This window comes from Paraburkholderia sp. BL25I1N1 (genome assembly GCF_003002025.1).
Taxonomy (GTDB): Bacteria; Pseudomonadota; Gammaproteobacteria; order Burkholderiales; family Burkholderiaceae; genus Paraburkholderia.
In genome coordinates this window covers 244,584-262,874 of record NZ_PVZB01000011.1, presented here as the reverse complement: position 1 = coordinate 262,874, position 18,291 = coordinate 244,584, and the positions used below count along the sequence as shown (strand labels likewise).

The window sequence follows — 18,291 nt, the reverse complement described above, 5'->3', positions numbered from 1 at the left end:
GGATCCATGGCGCGCGACTGAACGCCGGCAACTATCGGCCTTAAACGCCCGCCATCAGCCGGTCGACCAGCACACGCGCGAACGGCGGCAGGTCCTTGAGGCTGCGCACGCAGATCTTGAGCTTGCGCTCGGCCCAAGGATCGTTCAGTCCGACCGTGGCGATCTGCATCGTCTTCCTGTGCCGCAGCGCGACCGATTCCGGCACGATGCCGATGCCCACGCCCGCTTCGATCATCCGGCAAGCGGCTTCGAAGTTGCCGACCTGGATGCGCAGTTTCAGCCGCGCGCCGAGCGCATCGGCGGCACTCGTGATGAACGCGTGGATCGCGCTAGAGGTCGGCAAGCTCACGAAATTGGCCGTGAGCACTTGCGCAAAGTCCACCGACGCCAGACGCGCCATTGGATGATCGCGCGACGTGACCAGCACGAGCCGGTCGTCGCGATACGGCAGCATTTCCAGATGCTCCGCGTGCACGTTGCCCGCGACGATGCCGATATCCGTCGCGCTATCCGCCACACCCTTGACGATTTCACCGCTCAACACTTCGCGCAGGTCGATGTTGACGTCAGGATGATCGCGCAAGAAATGGCTCAGCACGGCCGGCATGAACTCGCTGATTGCCGTGGTATTGGCCCAGATGCGTACGTGTCCCTTGATGCCTTCGCCGTACTCCTGCATGTCGCCGGCCAGATGCTCGACCCGTTCGAGCACGAGCCGCGCGTGATGCACGAAGGCTTCGCCCGCGGGCGTAAGCGTCACGCCCTGGCTGGTGCGATAAAGCAGCTTGAAACCCAGTTGTTCCTCGAGATTCTTGACCCGGTTGCTCGCCGCCGGCGCCGACAGATGCGAACGCTCCGCGGCGCGCGCCAGATTTTGCGTGTCGGCGATATTGATGAGCAGACGCAAGTCCACGAAATCGAAATGCATGATGACGGCCTGGTTGAAGCGCTGCTGGGCGCTCGCAAGACAAAGGCCAATCTTAACCGGGCGTGAAGAAAGTGCCGGACGGTCTCCGCTGAGCCGCCGGTTTCGCCCGCAACTTCGCACATCGCTTTCCTTCATATAGCCAGGCACGGCACTTGCTTAATGTTGCGGCTCGACAGGGCAAGAACATATGGCAGTTCAGGCCGCCTCCCTGTCACGGCTGGCGCCACGGACACCCCCGGCCCGGTCCAACCGAACATTTCAGGCATAAGCATCATGAGTCGCGTATTACTGGTCGACGACCAACCCGAGGCATTGTCCGCGCTACGCGCCGTGCTGGTCGGCCGTGGTTACACGGTCGCCACGGCGGCGGACGGCGCCGAAGCTTTTGAACGACTGCAACGCACGCGCGTCAGCGCGGTGGTGTGCGACTGGCGCATGCCCAACATGGACGGCGCCGAACTGATCGAATCGATGCAGGCCCGCAGTGAACTGGCTTCCGTACCCGTGATTCTGACGAGCGGCAGCGGCGAAGCGCCCGCCTTCCCCGTCAAAGGCTTTCTGAGGAAACCATTCGCGCTGGACAAGCTGCTCTCGTTGCTGGCCGAATGCGAAAGCGATGCGGCGATGCCCGCGGCCTGCTGAGCACTTCGCGGCCCGCTGGCGAGCGCCGTCGATGCACTCGCTCGCGCGCGTCGCGCACAAAAGCGGGGCACGCGGTGAGTTCGCGAGCGCAGCGGTGCGGCGTCGAGGTACGGTTACTTTGAAACGCGCTCGCGTCTGAAAGATCGAATCGACGGACCGCCTCATGCGCTCGATCGGTTACACCGACTTTTCGAACCACTCTCCGCTCGGCGTGAGCTCAGCATCGGGCGAGATGTCTTCTGGCGTCTGCTGACTCGTTTCGATCCGCAGCGCAAGGATCGCCACGCTCAGCAACAGCAGAACGCCGCCGACCATCGTCAGCACGCCGGTCACACCGAAGTGCGTGTACAACAACAGCGCCACATAAGGCGTCGACATGGAAGCGGCGCGTCCGCATGTACCGGCGACGCCCGTCCCCCGCAACCGATGCGCGGTCGGAAACAGTTCCGGGATATAGCCGAACAATCCGAGCGTGCATACCGTATAGATCGCCGTCACCAGTGCGAACCCCACGATGGAAATCGCCGCCGGCGCCCGCATCTGCACGTACACGAACCCGAGCGCGATTGTCACGAGCGAGAACAGCACGATGCCGTTACGCCGGCCGATCCGGTCCGTGACCAGATACCCGACCACCGCGCCGGCCGGTGCGCCGAACGACATCAGCAGCACGAATCCCAACGATTGCACGATCGTCAGCCCTTCCTTGACGAAGAACGTCGGCAACCACGCGACAAATCCATACAGCGACATGTTGATCGCCATGCAGGTAAGCGCCGCCACCAGCGTGCGGCCGATCATGCCGCGCGCGAACAGCGCAGAGAACGGCGCGGCCGGCACCTCGTGGCTCATCACGCGGGACACCGGCGGCAACTTGCCGACCCGCGCTTCGACCTGCCGCTCGATCGCCGACACCGTTGCCTCGGCTTCGTCGAGCCGTCCGACCGTTTCCAGCCAGCGCGGCGATTCCGGCATGCGATGCCGCAGAAACCACACGACGAGCGCACCGATCCCGGCAATCGCAAACATATAGCGCCAGCCGAGATGCGGAATCACCCAATAGCCGATCGCCGTCGCGCCAAGGAGGCCGGAATTGATGATCAACGCGAGCAGCGAAGTCCAGCGTCCGCGCGTGGCCGGCGGCACGAATTCGCACAACGTTCCGGCCGCCACCACCAGTTCTGCCCCAAGCCCCACGCCCATGATGAAACGCAGCAGGATCAGCCAGTAGATATTCGGCGCGAAGCACGCGGCGATCGACGCGAGACCGAAGATCGCGAGATTCGCCTGATACGAATAACGCCGGCCGAAGCGGTCGCCGAGATAACCGGACAGACCCGCGCCGATCATCATGCCCATGAAGGTCGCGGAGATGAAAAACGAGCCGAGCCGCAAATCGGTGAAGCCGCTTTTGACCATCGCGGCTAACGCGCCGTTAGCGAGATAGATATCGAATGCGTCGAGGAAGGCGCCTGCGCCGATCAGGCCGAGAATGTTCCAGTGAAAACGGCTGATGGGCAGGCGATCGAGCCGCGCGCCGGAATTGACGGTTGCCAAATTGTGTCTCCTGATGGGTCCGCGCGCGGTTGGACCGCGCGCGCAAAACAGTGATGCATGGCTGTCTTTTTATGACGACGGCTCTTTGCATGGTGTTGAGTCACGCGGCGCGGATGCGTCCCCCCGCGTGACGTCAAGATTGCGTCACGCCGCGTCTTCAGGGAATTGGCATTATTGGAAGCCGATGTTTTGTCGCGGTTAATGGACGGCTCGCGGCTTCGCGTCGGCGATGCGCTTGCCGCACCCTACGCGCCCGCGAGGATCCTCCGCGCCTTCAGGATCACCGGCATATCGACCATCTTGCCGTCCACCGCTACCGCCGCGCCCTGGCTCGTTTCCACTGCGGCGAGTACGCGTTGCGCCCATGCCTTGTCCGCGTCGCTCCATGCGTACGCGCGATGCACCGCATCGATCTGCTTCGGATGAATGCACAGCTTTCCGCCGAAACCGAAGCGCCGGCCGCGCCGCGCATCGGCTTCGATGGCCTCGGTATCGGTGATGGTGGTCGATACGCCATCCACCGGCGCGCCGATGCCGGCAAGCCGCGAGGCCAGCACGATCTGCGAGCGGAACAGATGCAGTTCCTCGCCGTCGCCGTCGATACCCAGATCGATCTGAAAATCCAGCGTGCCGAACGCAATGCGTTGCACGCGCGGCGCGGCGCACAACACCGCGAGGCTCGCAAACCCACGCGCCGTTTCAACAATCGGCAACACGCTCAATGTGGCATGCGCCGTCGCCAGCACGGCTTCAATCTGGTCGCGCATCTCTGCTTTCGGCAACACGATCCCGGCGATACCCGGCTGTCCGGACAGCGCGCCGACATCCTCGTTGAACCAAGGCGTGTCCGAGCCGTTGATGCGGACCCATGCGCGCCGTGATGCTTCGCCCGATACAGCGGCTAACACCGCCGCGCGCGCCGCCGGTTTTTCATCGGGCTGCACGGCATCTTCGAGATCGAGAATCACCGCGTCCGCGCCGGCCGCATGCGCTTTCTCGAAGCGCTCAGGGCGGTTGCCCGGCACGAACAGATAAGAGCGCGGCAGTGCGCCGCTCATGCGGCCACCGTCGCGTCGGACTCGGCTTCAAAGACGGATCCGACCTGCGTTCGTTTCGCGATTTGCCACGCATCGCCGAGCAATCGCGCGGCCTCGCCTTCGGAGGCCGCGCCCGAAAATGCCGCCAGCCGATGCAGCTTGGTGGCGATTTCATCGCGCGACAGCGTATTGCCCGGGTCGCCTTTCGGTTCGTCGACGCGGCCTTTGAAGGTGCGGCCGTCGGTGGTCGTGACCGTTACCTTGCCGATCCAGCGCGCGGGATAAGCGGCGTCGACTTCGGCGTCGAAAGCCATCTCGACCTTGTCGCGGAAGGCGGCGATCGCATCCGCGCCGAAAGCCTGCTCGAATTCGGTCACGCCCGCATAGCCGTGATGCGCGACGAGCCCCAGCACCGTTCCCATGTTGAACTTTGCCTGATGAACGGTGCGCGGCGTGACGACCGCGCCGAGCACGTCGAGCGCGCCTTGATGGACGTGCGTCACGACCTTCGCGATATCGCGCGGCGCGAGACGGTGTTCCTGTACGACGGCGAGCAACGCGTCGGCGGCGGGATGCGTGTGACGGCAGGCCGCGTGATACTTGAACGACGTCTCCGCCGTCGCCCAGCGGCTGCCCAGGCGGTCGACGAGACGCGCCGGGTCAGCATCGCTCGACATGCCCGCCGCCATGCCTTGCGCGCCTTCGAGAATGTGCGTCGCGCCCTTGAAGCCGTCCGCGGCAAGTTGCGCGGCCATCAGTCCGTTGGCCGCCGCCATGGCCGTATGCAGTTGTTTCGAGTCGGCGGCATCGCGCAGAAACTCCCACAGGCCGCTTGCCTGCGTACCCGCCGAGCCGAACGCGTCGAGCATTTGCGCCGGCGACAAACCGAGCAATCGTCCCGCTGTCGCCGCCGCCGCGACCGTTCCCGCCGTACCCGTGGTGTGAAACACCTTGTAGTGCGAGCGCCCAAGAAACTCGCCGATGCGGATGCCGACTTCATAGCCAGCGACCGCTGCCACGATCAAGTCGCGCCCCGACTTGCGATGCGCTTGCGCCAGCGCGAGCGCCACCGGAAACACGACCGTCGCGGGATGAAACACCGAGCCGTTGTGCACGTCGTCCTGTTCGGCGAAGTGCGACGCCGCGCCGTTGATCATCGCCGCGAAATACGGCGTCGTGCGGCTGCGGTCGATCAACACTTCGCATGCGCCGTCGTTCGACGCGCCGCCGGCCTGGCGGGCGAAGCGGGCGATCGTCTCGACCGGCCGCGCGCCTTTGCCCGCCAGCGCCGAGCCGAGCCAGTCGACGTAAAGGTTGACGGCGCGCTCCACCACGGCGTGTGGAATGCTGTCGAAGTCGAGTTGAGCGGCAAAGGTGGCAAGCGTCAAACTGGGATGGTCGTTCATGATGAGGTCGCTTTGTGTTCGTTCGGGTTGCCGGGCGCGGAGTCGCTTACACGCCGGCACAGGACATATTCAGATCGTGCCGGCGGCTCGCAGCGCGTCGATCCGCGCGCTGTCGTAGCCGAGTTCGCGCAGAATCGCGTCGGTATGCTCGCCGAGCGCGGGAACCGGATCCATACGCGGCTCGATATCCGTCGGCAAACCCGGCGGCAACAAGGCGGGCACCACACCCGCCGGTGTACCGACTTCATGCCAGCGCTCGCGCGCCTTCAATTGAGGATGCGCCCATACGTCGCCGAGCGAGTTCATTTGCGCATTGGCAATACCGGCGCTATCCAGCCGTTCGATCACTTGCGCCGCGCTCAGCGTCGCAAAGGCCGCAACGATCACCTCGCGCAACGCGTCACGCGCCGACGTGCGTTTCGAGTTGGAGTTGAAGCGCTCGTCGGTGGCGAGATCGGGTTGCATCAATACGCGTTCGCAGAAGAGCTTCCATTCGCGCTCGTTCTGCAGACCGAGCATCACCGTCTTGCCGTCGCCGGCCGGGAACGGGCCGTACGGATAGATCGTGGCGTGCGCCGCACCGGAGAGCGCGGGCGGCGCTTGACCGTCGATCGCGTAATAGAGCGGATAACCCATCCACTCGACCATGCTCTCCAGCATCGACACGTCGATGCGGCAACCTCGCCCCGTGCGGCCACGCAATAGCAGCGCGCTGAGAATGTTCGAGTACGCGTACATGCCCGCCGCGATATCCGCAATCGAGCAACCGGCCTTGGCCGGCTCGCCCAGCGAACCGGTGATCGACAGAAAACCGGATTCGCTCTGGATCAGCAGGTCGTAAGCTTTCTTGTCGCGATACGGTCCGTCGGAACCGTAGCCGGAAATATCGCAGACGATCAGCTTCGGACACTTCTTGCTCAGCGTGTCGTAACCGAGACCGAGCCGGTCCGCTGCGCCGGGGGCGAGGTTCTGCACCAGCACGTCCGCGTCGGCGACGAGGGCATCGAGAATCTCCGTCGCGGCAGGCTGCTTCAGATCGAGCGCAAGACTTTCCTTGGAACGATTGGTCCAGACGAAATGCGACGACAGTCCATGCACGCGTTCGTCGTAGCCGCGCGCAAAGTCGCCGACGCCGGGCCGCTCGATCTTGATCACCCGCGCGCCGAGATCCGCGAGTTGACGCGTGCAGAACGGCGCGGCGATCGCGTGTTCGAGCGTGACGACTTTGATACCGTCGAGTGGTCTCATGTTGTTGGCGCCCGAACGTCAGAACGAACGCGGCAGCCCGAGAATATGCTCGGCCACGTACGAAAGAATCAGATTGGTGGAAATCGGCGCGACCTGGTAAAGCCGAGTCTCACGGAATTTGCGCTCGACGTCGTACTCGCAGGCAAAGCCGAAGCCGCCGTGGAATTGCAGACATGCGTTGGCGGCTTCCCACGACGCATCGGCCGCGAGCAGCTTCGCCATGTTTGCCTGGGCGCCGCACGGTTGATGCGCATCGAAACGGCGTGCTGCCTCGAAGCGCATCAGGCTGGCTGCCTCGACATTGATGAACGATCGCGCGATCGGAAACTGCACGCCCTGGTTCTGGCCGATTGGACGGCCGAAAACAATGCGCTCTTTCGCGTACTCGGTGACCTTGTCGACGAACCAGTAGCCGTCGCCGATACATTCGGCGGCGATCAGCGTGCGCTCGGCATTCAGACCGTCGAGGATGTACTTGAAGCCCTGCCCTTCTTCACCGATCAGATTCTCGGCGGGGATTTCGAGGTTGTCGAAGAACAGTTCGTTGGTCTCGTGATTGACCATGTTCAGAATCGGCTGCACGGTCATGCCGTGACCGATCGCTTCGCGCAGATCGACGATAAAGATCGACATGCCCTCAGATTTCTTCTTCACGTCCGCAAGCGGCGTGGTGCGCGCGAGCAGGATCATCAGATCCGAATGCTGCACGCGCGAGATCCACACCTTCTGTCCGTTGATCACATAGCGGTCGCCGCGCCGCTCGGCGGTGGTTTTGATCTTCGTGGTGTCCGTGCCGGTGGACGGCTCAGTCACGCCCATGGATTGCAGACGCAAGTCGCCGCACGCGATCTTCGGCAGATACTTGTGCTTCTGCTCTTCGGAACCGTGGCGCAACAGCGTGCCCATGTTGTACATCTGGCCGTGGCAGGCGCCCGAGTTACCGCCGGCGCGATTGATTTCTTCCATGATGACCGATGCTTCGGTCAGCCCGAGCCCCGAGCCGCCGAAGTCCTGCGGAATCAGCGCGGCCAGCCAGCCGGCTTTGGTGAGCGCGTCGACGAAGGCTTCCGGGTAGCCGCGTGCTTCGTCGATCTTGCGAAAGTACTCGCCGGAAAATTGCTGGCACAGATCGCGAACGGCTTCGCGAATGTCCTGAAAGGAATCCTGCTGCGTGGTTTGCATAAACGAATCTCTTGGGGTTCAGGCGAAGCTCAGGCGATAGCGGCCGTGGCGCGCATAGTCAGATAGCCTTCGTGGTCTTTGGCCCACAACTCGATGATCTTGCCGTCGGCGGAAGGCTTACCGCACACCGTGAAAGCCCGGCCAGCGAAGGTCGGACGCACCGCTTTGAAAGCGAAACTTTGCAGCGTGGCCTGCGGTTGTTCGCGGCGCACAAGGTCGACCAGCAGGGTTGCAATCAACGGACCGTGGACGATCAGGCCTGGATAGCCTTCGACTTCCGTGACGTACGGATAGTCGTAGTGAATGCGGTGACCGTTGAAGGTCAGCGCCGAGTAGCGGAACAGCATGACGGCGTCGGCGTCGATCGCGCGGCGCCAGGTTTCGCCTTCCGGGGCGAGTTGCGGCTGCGGTGGACGCGCGCCTTCCTGCGGCGTGTCGCGATAGACGATGTCGTGTTCTTCTTCGAGCTTCAGTTCGCCGCCGGCTTCGATAGTGTGCTGCACCGTGACGAACACGAGACGGCCGGAGCGGCCGGTCTTGTCTTCGATATTGGCGATGGTCGAAGTGCGCGTGGCGTGGTCGCCCACCTTGAGGGGCGCGTGAAAAGTCAGGCGGCCGCCGGCCCACATGCGGCGCGGCAGCGGCACGGGCGGCAGAAAACCGCCGCGCTTCGGATGGCCGTCCGGGCCGACTTCGGACATCGACGCAACCGGTAGAAAGTACAGCCAGTGCCACAGCGGCGGCACGCTGTCGCTGCTTTCTTCGCGATCGAGCGTGGCGGCCATCGCCTTCAATGGAAAAGCGGTGATGTCGTCTTTGAGCACCTCCTGCTTGTCGAGCCAGTCGTCGAGTTTCTGTGGGGAAGCAGACATGGGCACCGTCTCCGTATACGCGTATTGGGCTTAATAGAGTCTTACTATGAACGAGCCAGCATATGCTGCGAAGTTTGCATTTTCGAAGCGAGTGTTTGGATTTGCTTAAGGCTCGCTGAATCGCCGCGTGGCGGAGCACTGCGGCCGAATCCGTCTGCACATCATGCGCTCGTTGCCGAGACACCGGCTGCGAACAGCGCGGAATTGGAAAGCAAGAGTCGGGGTGTGCGGCATCACGCCCGTGCTTACACTCAATCATGATTACGATCGCGTGATGGAGAAATTATGGACACGGTTGCGAAGGTTAGTGAGTCGCGCACGCTGGATTTGGCGTTGGACCTGACAGCTGGCGCGGGACAGAAGCCGGAGGTGAAAGCCACTGAAACGGAGACGCGCGGCTCGCCTGCGCAGCGTATCGGTGCGGTCGACTGGTTCGATGTCGAAGCAGAATTGAACGCGTACGGCTGCGCGATGCTGCGCAATCTGCTCAGCTCAGAGGAATGCGATTCGCTGACCGCGCTCTATCCGCACGATGCGTTGTTTCGTAGCCGCGTCGTCATGGCGCGCCACGGTTTCGGCCGCGGCGAATACAAGTACTTTGCTTATCCGCTGCCGACGTTGATCGCCGATTTGCGCCGCAAGCTTTATCCGCGTCTCGCACCGGTGGCGAATCGCTGGAATCAGGCGATGGGGATCGACGTCCGGTATCCGGCCGCGCACGCGGCATTTATCGAGCGTTGCCACGCCGCCGGTCAGACGCGCCCCACGCCGCTGATGCTTCAATATGCGACCGACGACTACAACTGTCTGCATCAGGACCTCTATGGCGAACACGTATTCCCGCTGCAGGTCGCGATTCTGCTGTCCGAGCCCGGCGTGGACTTCACCGGCGGCGAATTCGTCATGACGGAGCAGCGGCCGCGCATGCAGTCGCGTACGGAAGTGGTGCCGCTCCGCAAGGGCGATGCGGTGGTGTTCGCGGTCCATCACCGACCGGTTCAGGGGACGCGCGGTGCGTATCGGGTGAATCTGCGGCATGGCGTGAGCCGCTTGCGCTCGGGCCAACGACACACGCTCGGGGTGATTTTCCACGACGCGGCGTGAGGCAGGCCGGGGTTTGGCTTGCCTTGGTTCGACGTGCTCTCCTGTGCCACTGCGCTACTGCGCTGCGGCAAAATTCGACACACGCAATTTTGACCCGGTATCATTCGGGAAAACCCGAACCCGCTGGATGCGCTGCACCACCCTTTGCAGCGCATTCGGCGTGTCCGTTCGAGTGTTATCGCCCGTCGACGGACGGGGTTGTCAGCCGGTGATCCCGGCATGGCAGCCCAGTTCGGCGATACGAAGGTGGCGGGCCCGCGCGCCCGCCCTGCCGCAATCGGCCAAAAGCCGGTGGCGGCCAATCAGCCTGGATATCATCGATCATGATTGCCGCCACGTTATCGCGTGTCGCCGACCGTCTGCTAGCCGCGGACGCGGGACTCGTGCGCCTCCATACCGCGCTGCGCGTCGCGCTCGCCTGCCTGCTCGCCGGCGTGGCCACTATCGCGTGGACCGTTTCCCAAGATCAGCCCATTACGCTTGCCGCGCCCGGCATCCTCTTTGCGATGGTCGCGCCGTTGTTCGTGCGCGATGCGCAGCGAACTGCCTGGTTCGGCACGCTCTTCTATCTCTATCTCTGCGCTTGCGTGTGCTTCGCTACGGCGAGCGTGTTGAGCCACTATCCGCTAGCCGGCGATGCCGGCTTCCTGGTGGTGATGTTCATCGGCATGTTGTGCCAGGCGTGCGGGCCGCGTGCATTGGGCTGCGCGATGCTGGGCGTGGTGTGTTTTTACCTCGGCCTCTATCTGCATCCTACGACGGCGTATCTCGTGCAGTCGCTTCTGCTGTCCGCGTTCGGCCCGTTGATGGTCGCGCTGGTAGGCCGCGTAATTGTGTCGATGCGAGCCGCGGCGAGCTTTCGCCTCGCCGTTCATACGGTGACGCTGCGCGCGTCGCGTGTGCTTCACGCTCCGGTTGCCGCGCATCTCTCCGCGTTGAATGAAGCTGCGCTGTCGCTCGAAGAACAGTTGGCGCTGCTGAATCCGCCGGATGCGGAGACGATCCGTGAACGGATCGTCGAAGTAGAAGTCGCGGCTGGGCAATATGCGTTTGCATCGGGATCCGTTGATGATGGCGTCAAGGCGAGTGCCGGTGTCTTACGCCACGCGATTGCGCGCCTCAAGGAGATTGCGCAAGGCGGCGACGCGCGACGCGTTTCGTCTGCGCGGGCGAGCGCTTCAATTACGCTGACCGCGGCGCAGCGCTTCGCCGACTTGCGCAGCAAGCTCTGCTGGCTCCCCGCCGCGCGCGCCACTACCGCTGCATTGCTCGCGATGCTGATCGGCCATTCGCTTTCGCCGGAACGTTGGTTTTGGGCGGTCATTACGACGTTCGTCGTGTTTCTTGGCACACGGTCGCGCGCGGATACGGTGTATCGCGGTGCGCAGCGTCTCGTGGGGACGCTCGCTGGCGCGCTCGTCAGCGTGTTGCTGGTCGCACCGCTGCATGATTCGCCGGTGTGGCTGGTGATCGCGATGGTCCTGTGCGTATTCGGCTGGGCTTACTACATCTTGAGCGCGTATGCGCCGGGCGTGTTTTTCATCACCGTACTCGTCGGCCTGGTCTACGGCGAACTGGGGTTTGCGATGGGGCCGCTGGTCGAACTGCGGATCGAAGAAGTGCTGGTGGGTTGCCTCGTGTCATTCGCCGTCGCGATGCTAATGATGCCGCTCGCAGCGACGCGGCATGTCGAGGCGAGGCTTGCGGCGGTGCTGGGCGCGCTACGCGACGTCGTGCGGCTCTCTGGGGCAGGCGCGCAGGCGGGTGACGCGGTTGCCGCGATGCGTAAGCTCGATCGCGGCTGGCATGATCTGCGGATCGCGCTGCGGCCGCTGCAGACGCAGCGCGTGGTGGTGTGGAATCCGGATGTCGAGCTGGCGACGGGTTCGTTGTTGTGTTGCCTGCATTGGGCGCGGGTGTTGAGTGGATTTACGCGGAGCGGCGTATTGCAGGAAGCAGTAGCGCTCAATGCGGCGGAGGTAAGCGCGGCGCATGTCGAGTCGATCGTGGAGCGGCTCGATACTTTGATTGCGCGTTATGGCGGCGGCGCGACGGACGCTGCGCGTGGCGGGTCAGATGACCGTAGACCGATGATGCCTGCCTTTGCTTTCGACTTGAACCGGGCATCGGCACTTACACAACTGGATGGCGCCGTTGCGCAGTTGTTCGATCGGTTGACGCAGCCGGTTTCGGATGGGCGGCGCGTTTTCAATTGGGCGTTGAGGGGGAAGAGTGTGTAGAGGGCTTGGGAATGGCGGTAGGTGGAAACTTGTCCACAGAAATTGTTCGCAAGCCTGTGGATAACCACCCCACAACCGCCCCAACTCCTTGACGCATAACCCATCTTGACCACTGCGCGCAAACTGCGGAGAGCGAAGCACGGCGAGCAAACCGCCGAGCGCAACCACCGAAGCGACGCACTCGTCATGCAAATCAAGCCGACTTCACCACCGACCGCCCCGCCACCCGCATCGACGCAATCCGCTCGACCAGCGCGCCAAACAGCAGCCCGATCGTCGCCCACATAATCGCCTGCATTCCGAGCGCCGCGACGCGGAATTTCCACAGCAGCACCGCCGGGAAAGCCTCCGGCACTTCGTTAATCGCGGGCATCGACAACTGCACCGCAGCGATGATCACGATGAACACCGCCGCGCCCACGATCGAGCCGTTCCACGCGCCAAGTTTCATCGCCGCACGGCGCCGCACCTTGAGCGAGAACACCATCGCCGCCAGCGAGATCGCAATCATCAGGAAGAACAACCCCGTGCGCGTCCCGATCGTCTCAGGGTCGCCGACCGAGGGCGGGTTCGCCGGATACTTCAGGTTCGGCACGATCGCGAGCGCAATGAACGCGCCAAGCGCAAGCCATGCGGACAACGCGCGCGGGCTCAACGCGCCCACTCGCCCATAAGCGTAAGCGAAGACCAGCGAGAACAAGCCGCCGAATGCCGCGCCGTAAGTCAGCACGCCAGTCAACAAGCCGATACCCCGCTGCGTATCGCGGCTCACCATCTCAGGCTCGGGCGCCTCGCCTTTCGCGGCGTTGGCCTTTTCTTCGAATGAAATCGCCTGATTGACCTGCGGCTCGCCCACCACCCGGGCGAAGCCGAACGTGAGGAGTCCCGCGGCGATGCCTGCAAGCATCCCGCGTACCAACAACTTACCAACCATGGTCGACTCCGTTAGTGGCAGGGAAAGCCGAGCAGATGGCGGCCGTCGTGCACGAACTCATGCACGTACATGCCTGGCACCAGCGAGGTGGCGCCCTGTTCCGCACCCACGAAGTAAAGCGCGAGCAACAACAGCAACCCGCCGAACACGACCCAAGGCAACAACTCGCGCAGCGGAATCGGCGTGGGTTGGGCAACGGGCTGATTGGCGGGATCGAAAACAGCTTCGGTCATGATGGACATCTCCTGGGGTAACGCGCCCCGATAGTCATTGCAGAGGATTGGTGCGAAGCTCAGGTCTGGCTTTCGGCTTGTGCTGCCGATTACAGTGGCGCGACCGCGCCGGGCTCTCACCGGCTTCCGCGCTTCGCAGTCCCGCTATTCTACGCGCTAAACTTCGGCACCCGGCAACGCAAAACATACGGTTCATGCCGCCGGCGTTGGGCTTCGGGACGTGGCTTGATAGGACATGAACGGAATGGACACAAGGCTGTTACTGGTCAGCCACGCATCGACCGCGGCCCAGCGCGCAGGCCGTTTTCCCGCCGACGATTCACTCGACGCCCGCGGCCTCGCCGAAGCCCAAACCCACGCCGCACGCTTGCGCCTGGCGATCGCGGATGACGCGCCGGCTTTCGTCAGCCCGGCCGCCTGCGCGCGCGAAACGGCGACGGCGCTGGGCCTCGCGGCATCGGTCGACGCCGGCCTGGCGGATCTGAACTACGGCACATGGCAAGGACGGCGGCTCGCCGACCTCGCAGCCGAAGCGCCGCAAGACGTCGCCGCATGGACGCGCGATCCGGACGCCGCGCCTCACGGCGGCGAGTCGTTCAGTCAACTCGTGAAACGGGTAGGAGAATGGCTCGAAGCGTTGTTAGACGGGGAGACGGATCGTGCATCGTCCCATCTTCGCGACGTGATCGCCGTCACCCACGCGCCGGTGCTGCGGGCAGCGATCGTGTATGCGCTCGGAGCATCGCCCGCGGTTTTTCCGCGCATTGAAATCGCACCGCTTTCGATCATTGAGTTGCGGCACTCGTCGCGCGGCTGGACATGGTGGCCGGCGACATACTAGCCGCTCTCGCCGGGCGGCTTATTTACCCGACACCACCAGACGCAGCTTGTTCGACCCGGTCGGCGTCAGTGTGATATCGGTCCGCTTACCCTTCGCGCCCAGATAAAAGTGCTGAAGTCCCGGCGAATTCTGATCGTGCGTCGCGTCCGGCAGACACGATGCGACGTCCGCCGCGACAGCTTGCAGCGCGTCGGCAATCGAGCCGGCGTCGTGATGCGGCGTCCACGTGCATTGATAGGCACCGTGACTCGCCGAACATTGCGCGTCGTCGCCGTAGGGTTGCGCGACGCCCTTGCCGTCGTCCGACGTCAATGAGGCGAGCCCGCCAGGGGCCGCCGCGACGATCCGCTTCAGGGATGTGCAAGGGCTAGGCGCATCGTCGGCATACGCGCTGCCGGTCAGCAAAGCGCCCAGCGACGCAGCGGCGAGCGCGGTGGCAAGCAATCGGGTTCTGTTCATGTCGGCGCGGTCCTTGAAGTCACTCGCAGGTACCAGCGCCGTAGCACGCTTCATGCCCATGATCGCCGACTACTCAAGACCGCGCTTCAGTCGCCGTCGTTACAGTCCAGTACCGAACAAAGCCGCCAGCCCCTGCGCCGACCCAAAAATCCCCTTGGCATCGTGCCCGACACCATCGATCACATACGTCCGATGCCTCGCCAATCCTTCGGGATGCCGCAACGCCATATAACGCGCATAAGCCAGGCCGCGCCCGACCCGGTGTTCACCTTGCGCCAGCGCGGCGCACGAGCGGTCGAGCGCTGGGTGCTGTGGATCGCAATCCGCGCCGCCGAGCAGCACGGTCACGTCACGCTGCGCGTAACGCGCTTCGAGCGTGGCCGCTGAAGCCGCGTCGCGAGAGTAAGCGGGCAAATCCTCGAGCCCATACTTCCAGCGATTGAACGACGGACACCTCGCCCGATCAAACGCCGCAAACTCGCCGGACACAGCGGACGCAACCGACCCAACCGGCCGCATTGCATCGAAGTACACATACGACGAAGGATTCGCGACCACATAGCGCAGCGCGATACCGCGCGCCGCGAGCGACGCCTCGTCTCGCGCTACTACCGCGTAGCGCTGCACGACCTGCGCGCCGCCCGAGTGTCCCGCGATCACCACCTCGGCGAGCGACGCGAACTGCTCGCGCGACGCCAGCGTGTCCACAATCGCGTCGAGTACATCGAACGAACTGATCGGCGCGGGACCTTCGGCGTTCTCACCGGCCATCCAGCTCGTCCAGTCCCAATGCAAAGTGGACGGCGGCAGCTCATGCGCGTCGACATCCGCAGTCGCGAGAAACTGCGGCACGATCAGCAGCGTATCGGCCGCGCTGCCGCCGGCGAGCGAGCACGAACGCTGCGCGAGTTCGAAATACGTGTCGCCGTTGCGCAAGCGGCCATGAATCAGAATCACGGCGCGTTGGACATCGCGCGTCGGCGCGAGCCAGTCGCCGTTGGAAAACACCGGCACGGTGCCGCTGCCGGCTCGCGTCGTGACGCTCAGATGCCGGCTCGCAACGACCGCGACCGGATGTTCATTCGGCGCGCGTTCGTCGTCTGTGATGAAAGACTGGGTCATGCAATAGGCTCGTGGTCGATCAATGAGTGGCGGGTCTCGCCGCCGCGCCGCCCGACATGCGTCCGGCGCGCGTGAAGTACACCATCGCGAGTGACACGAAGCCGGCAAAAATCAGGTAAAACGCGGGCGTGAGGCTGCTGCCGGTCACGCGCGTCAAGCCGGTGATGGTGAGCGGCGCCATGCCGCCGAACAGCGTCACCGCAATGTTGTACGACAGCGCCACGCCCGCCGAACGGCTGCGCACCGGGAACAAGGTCGCGAGCATGCCGGGATGCGCGCCGGACATTGCGGCGAGGAACAGCGTCGCGATCATCTGCGCGATGAACAGGTGCCCCGGCGTCGGATTCGTCACGACGAAGTGATAAAGCGGATACACGCAGACCATCCACGCGATCACGATGGGATAGAACAACCGGTATGCGCCATAACGATCGGCGAGCTTGCCAGACAGCGGAAACAGAAACAGATTCAGCACACCGGACACGAACGCGCCGAGCAACGCGGTGGACAGCGGCAAATGCAATTGCCGTTCGACATACACCGAGAGATAGGAATGCCAAACATAATTAGTCGCCGCCCCGACGATAATCACACCCATCGCGCAGATCGCCGCGTCGCCGTTGTCGCGGAAGAACTGGCGGATCGTGACGCGCGGGGGTTTCTCCTTGTGTTCGAGCAGCCGCTCGAACTCCGGTGACTCGGCCACGCGATGCCGGATATAGAAGCCGAACGGCCCCGCCAGCGCGCCGAACAGAAACGGCAAACGCCAGCCCCACGCCACCAGTTGCTCATGCGCGAGCTGCGTGGTCAGCAGATAGCCGACGCCGGACGACAGCAGCAACGCGAACGCCTGCGCCGACATGTTGAAGCTGCCGTAAAACATCTTCTTGTGCGGCGGCGCGTACTCGACCAGCATCGCGGAAGCCGTCGCGAACTGTCCGCCCACGGATAGCCCTTGCAATAAGCGAGCAAGCACCACCAACAGCGGCGCAGCGATGCCGATGCTCGCATAGCCCGGCGTGAGACCCATCAGCAACGTGCTGGCCGCCATCGAAATGATCAGCAGCGAGAGCGCCTTGCGTCGCCCCGCGCGGTCCGCGTAAATGCCGAGCAGGATGCCGCCGATCGGCCGCACGATAAAACCGACGGCAAATGTCGCAAGCGTCAGCATGATCGACACGAAGCCGCCGCCGCCGGGAAAGAACACTTGCGCGATGATCTTCGCGAAGTAGCCGTAGATCAGAAAGTCGAACCACTCGAGTCCATTGCCGAGCACGGAGGCGAAGATCGCGCGCCGCACCATCGACGGACTCAAGCTGTTCGCTGCATCGGCTCCAGCCGCGACACCGTCGCGCTGATTGAAGGTCGCTTCGCTCATTGCCCGCATCCCGGAGTGTCGAACATTGCTGACAGCGCGCATACCGACGTCAGCATGCGCGCACCGTCGTGCCCCACGCCCGGCACGATATGAAAGTGCTGCTTCAGGCCGTCCGGATGACGCGACTGGATATACCGGTAGTACGCTTCGGCGCGCGCCGCGCGTTGCGGCCCTTGCGCTTCGGCGGCACAGGTTCTGTCGAGCGCGCTCTGCTGCGGATCGTCATCAGCGCCGCCGACGAGGTAGTCGACCCGGCGCGACGCATAGATCGCTTCGAGTTGCGCGGGCGTGCGGTCGTCGAGATACGGCGGCCGGTTGTCCATGCCGTATTTCCATTGATTGAAGTCGGGACATTGCGCGGCATCGAACGGCGCGGCAATGCCCTGCGCGTTAGGCCGTTGCGCATCGAAATACGCATACGTGGACGGGCTCGCGACTACGTAACGCACGTCGATGCCTTCGCCGGTCAACGCGGCGATATTACGCGCCGCGACGGCGTAGCGCTGCACGATCTGGCCGCCGCCCGAATGCCCGGCGAACACCACATGCCGCAGATTGGGGAATAGCTTGCGATCGGCGAGACGCGCGACGATCGCATCGAGCACCTCGTACGAACTGATCGGCAGCGGCGCGCGCGCCGCTTCGCCGCCCATCCAGGCGTCGCCGGTCCAGCGCAGCAAGTCGGCAGGCTCGTCGTGTACGCGCGTGTCGAGCGTGGCGAGGAACTGCGGCGCGATCAGCAGCGTGGCGTCGGGGTCCGCGTGTGCGGTGTCGCGAGCATTCTGAGAGGTGCGAAAGTACACGTCCGCATTGCGCAGCTTGCCGTGAATCACGATAACCGCGCGTGTCACCTGCGGCTGCGCAACGTTCCAATCCTTCGACAGATACAGCGGGAATTGCGCTTGCCCTTGCGGCGTGTCGAGCATGAAGCGCGTGTCGGAGATCGTCGCCACCGGCTTCAGATGCGGCTCGTAAGCATGGACCGCGAACGCGGATTGCGCGAACGTCATCAGCACTGCCGCGCCTGCCGACATACACAACGCCGCAATACGTCGTGAAAGATTCAAAGTCATGCAGCTTCCTCCTGATCACCGTGCACAGTCTTGAA

The 18,291-nt window shown here is 63.7% G+C and carries 17 protein-coding genes and 1 riboswitch; of the genes, 4 read left to right on the top strand and 13 right to left on the bottom strand.

Going from position 1 to position 18,291, the window contains the following annotated elements:
* Positions 1-40: 40 nt before the first annotated feature.
* Positions 41-928 (bottom strand): LysR family transcriptional regulator, encoded by an 888-nt coding sequence (locus B0G73_RS18525; protein WP_106282760.1) that lies wholly within the window; start codon positions 926-928, stop codon positions 41-43.
* Positions 929-1,201: 273 nt separating this feature from the next.
* On the opposite strand from B0G73_RS18525, the gene B0G73_RS18520 reads away from it, so the two are divergent.
* The gene (locus B0G73_RS18520) at positions 1,202-1,570 is read left to right on the top strand and encodes a response regulator (protein ID WP_106282759.1); all 369 of its coding nucleotides are present in this window, start codon (positions 1,202-1,204) and stop codon (positions 1,568-1,570) included.
* A 177-nt stretch (positions 1,571-1,747) separates the two neighbouring features.
* Here the strand turns inward: B0G73_RS18520 and B0G73_RS18515 are convergent, their stop codons facing one another.
* The 6 genes from B0G73_RS18515 to B0G73_RS18490 form a co-directional block, all read right to left on the bottom strand.
* On the bottom strand, positions 1,748-3,127 hold the full coding sequence (locus B0G73_RS18515) for an MFS transporter (RefSeq protein WP_106282758.1): 1,380 nt from the start codon (positions 3,125-3,127) through the stop codon (positions 1,748-1,750).
* 245 nt (positions 3,128-3,372) lie between these two features.
* Positions 3,373-4,185: a CoA ester lyase gene (locus tag B0G73_RS18510; protein ID WP_106282757.1), complete on the bottom strand. Its 813-nt coding sequence runs from the start codon at positions 4,183-4,185 to the stop codon at positions 3,373-3,375.
* Positions 4,182-5,570: an MmgE/PrpD family protein gene (locus B0G73_RS18505; RefSeq protein ID WP_106282756.1), complete on the bottom strand. Its 1,389-nt coding sequence runs from the start codon at positions 5,568-5,570 to the stop codon at positions 4,182-4,184. The genes B0G73_RS18510 and B0G73_RS18505 overlap by 4 nt, the downstream gene beginning before the upstream one ends.
* A gap of 69 nt (positions 5,571-5,639) precedes the next feature.
* Complete coding sequence (locus tag B0G73_RS18500; RefSeq protein ID WP_106282755.1) at positions 5,640-6,818, bottom strand: CaiB/BaiF CoA-transferase family protein; 1,179 nt, start codon at positions 6,816-6,818, stop codon at positions 5,640-5,642.
* Positions 6,819-6,836: 18 nt separating this feature from the next.
* Positions 6,837-8,000, bottom strand: coding sequence for an acyl-CoA dehydrogenase family protein (locus tag B0G73_RS18495; protein WP_106282754.1), 1,164 nt, complete (start codon positions 7,998-8,000; stop codon positions 6,837-6,839).
* Between the two features lie 29 nt (positions 8,001-8,029).
* Complete coding sequence (locus B0G73_RS18490) at positions 8,030-8,872, bottom strand: MaoC family dehydratase N-terminal domain-containing protein (RefSeq protein WP_106282753.1); 843 nt, start codon at positions 8,870-8,872, stop codon at positions 8,030-8,032.
* A gap of 285 nt (positions 8,873-9,157) precedes the next feature.
* On the opposite strand from B0G73_RS18490, the gene B0G73_RS18485 reads away from it, so the two are divergent.
* Together B0G73_RS18485 and B0G73_RS18480 are read left to right on the top strand one after the other, a co-directional pair.
* Positions 9,158-9,976, top strand: coding sequence for a 2OG-Fe(II) oxygenase (locus B0G73_RS18485; RefSeq protein WP_106282752.1), 819 nt, complete (start codon positions 9,158-9,160; stop codon positions 9,974-9,976).
* Between the two features lie 323 nt (positions 9,977-10,299).
* On the top strand, positions 10,300-12,216 hold the full coding sequence (locus B0G73_RS18480) for an FUSC family protein (RefSeq protein WP_106282751.1): 1,917 nt from the start codon (positions 10,300-10,302) through the stop codon (positions 12,214-12,216).
* A 193-nt stretch (positions 12,217-12,409) separates the two neighbouring features.
* On the opposite strand, the gene B0G73_RS18475 is transcribed toward B0G73_RS18480, so the two are convergent.
* Both B0G73_RS18475 and B0G73_RS18470 read right to left on the bottom strand, forming a co-directional pair.
* Positions 12,410-13,150 carry a CbtA family protein gene (locus B0G73_RS18475; protein WP_106282750.1) on the bottom strand — a complete coding sequence of 247 codons (741 nt, stop codon included), beginning with the start codon at positions 13,148-13,150 and terminating at the stop codon, positions 12,410-12,412.
* 11 nt (positions 13,151-13,161) lie between these two features.
* Positions 13,162-13,383 (bottom strand): CbtB-domain containing protein, encoded by a 222-nt coding sequence (locus tag B0G73_RS18470; protein WP_012428410.1) that lies wholly within the window; start codon positions 13,381-13,383, stop codon positions 13,162-13,164.
* 38 nt (positions 13,384-13,421) lie between these two features.
* Positions 13,422-13,564, bottom strand: a riboswitch (cobalamin riboswitch).
* A gap of 63 nt (positions 13,565-13,627) precedes the next feature.
* On the opposite strand from B0G73_RS18470, the gene B0G73_RS18465 reads away from it, so the two are divergent.
* A complete protein-coding gene (locus tag B0G73_RS18465; protein ID WP_106282749.1) occupies positions 13,628-14,224 on the top strand; it encodes a histidine phosphatase family protein in 597 nt (198 codons plus the stop codon).
* Positions 14,225-14,242: 18 nt separating this feature from the next.
* Here the strand turns inward: B0G73_RS18465 and B0G73_RS18460 are convergent, their stop codons facing one another.
* The 4 genes from B0G73_RS18460 to B0G73_RS18445 form a co-directional block, all read right to left on the bottom strand.
* Positions 14,243-14,683 carry a hypothetical protein gene (locus B0G73_RS18460; protein ID WP_106282781.1) on the bottom strand — a complete coding sequence of 147 codons (441 nt, stop codon included), beginning with the start codon at positions 14,681-14,683 and terminating at the stop codon, positions 14,243-14,245.
* Positions 14,684-14,782: 99 nt separating this feature from the next.
* The gene (locus B0G73_RS18455) at positions 14,783-15,805 is read right to left on the bottom strand and encodes a hypothetical protein (RefSeq protein ID WP_106282748.1); all 1,023 of its coding nucleotides are present in this window, start codon (positions 15,803-15,805) and stop codon (positions 14,783-14,785) included.
* A 19-nt stretch (positions 15,806-15,824) separates the two neighbouring features.
* Positions 15,825-17,183, bottom strand: coding sequence for an MFS transporter (locus tag B0G73_RS18450; RefSeq protein ID WP_106282747.1), 1,359 nt, complete (start codon positions 17,181-17,183; stop codon positions 15,825-15,827).
* Complete coding sequence (locus tag B0G73_RS18445; protein ID WP_106282746.1) at positions 17,180-18,256, bottom strand: alpha/beta hydrolase; 1,077 nt, start codon at positions 18,254-18,256, stop codon at positions 17,180-17,182. Before B0G73_RS18445 ends, B0G73_RS18450 begins: the two co-directional genes overlap by 4 nt.
* Positions 18,257-18,291 lie beyond the last annotated feature (35 nt).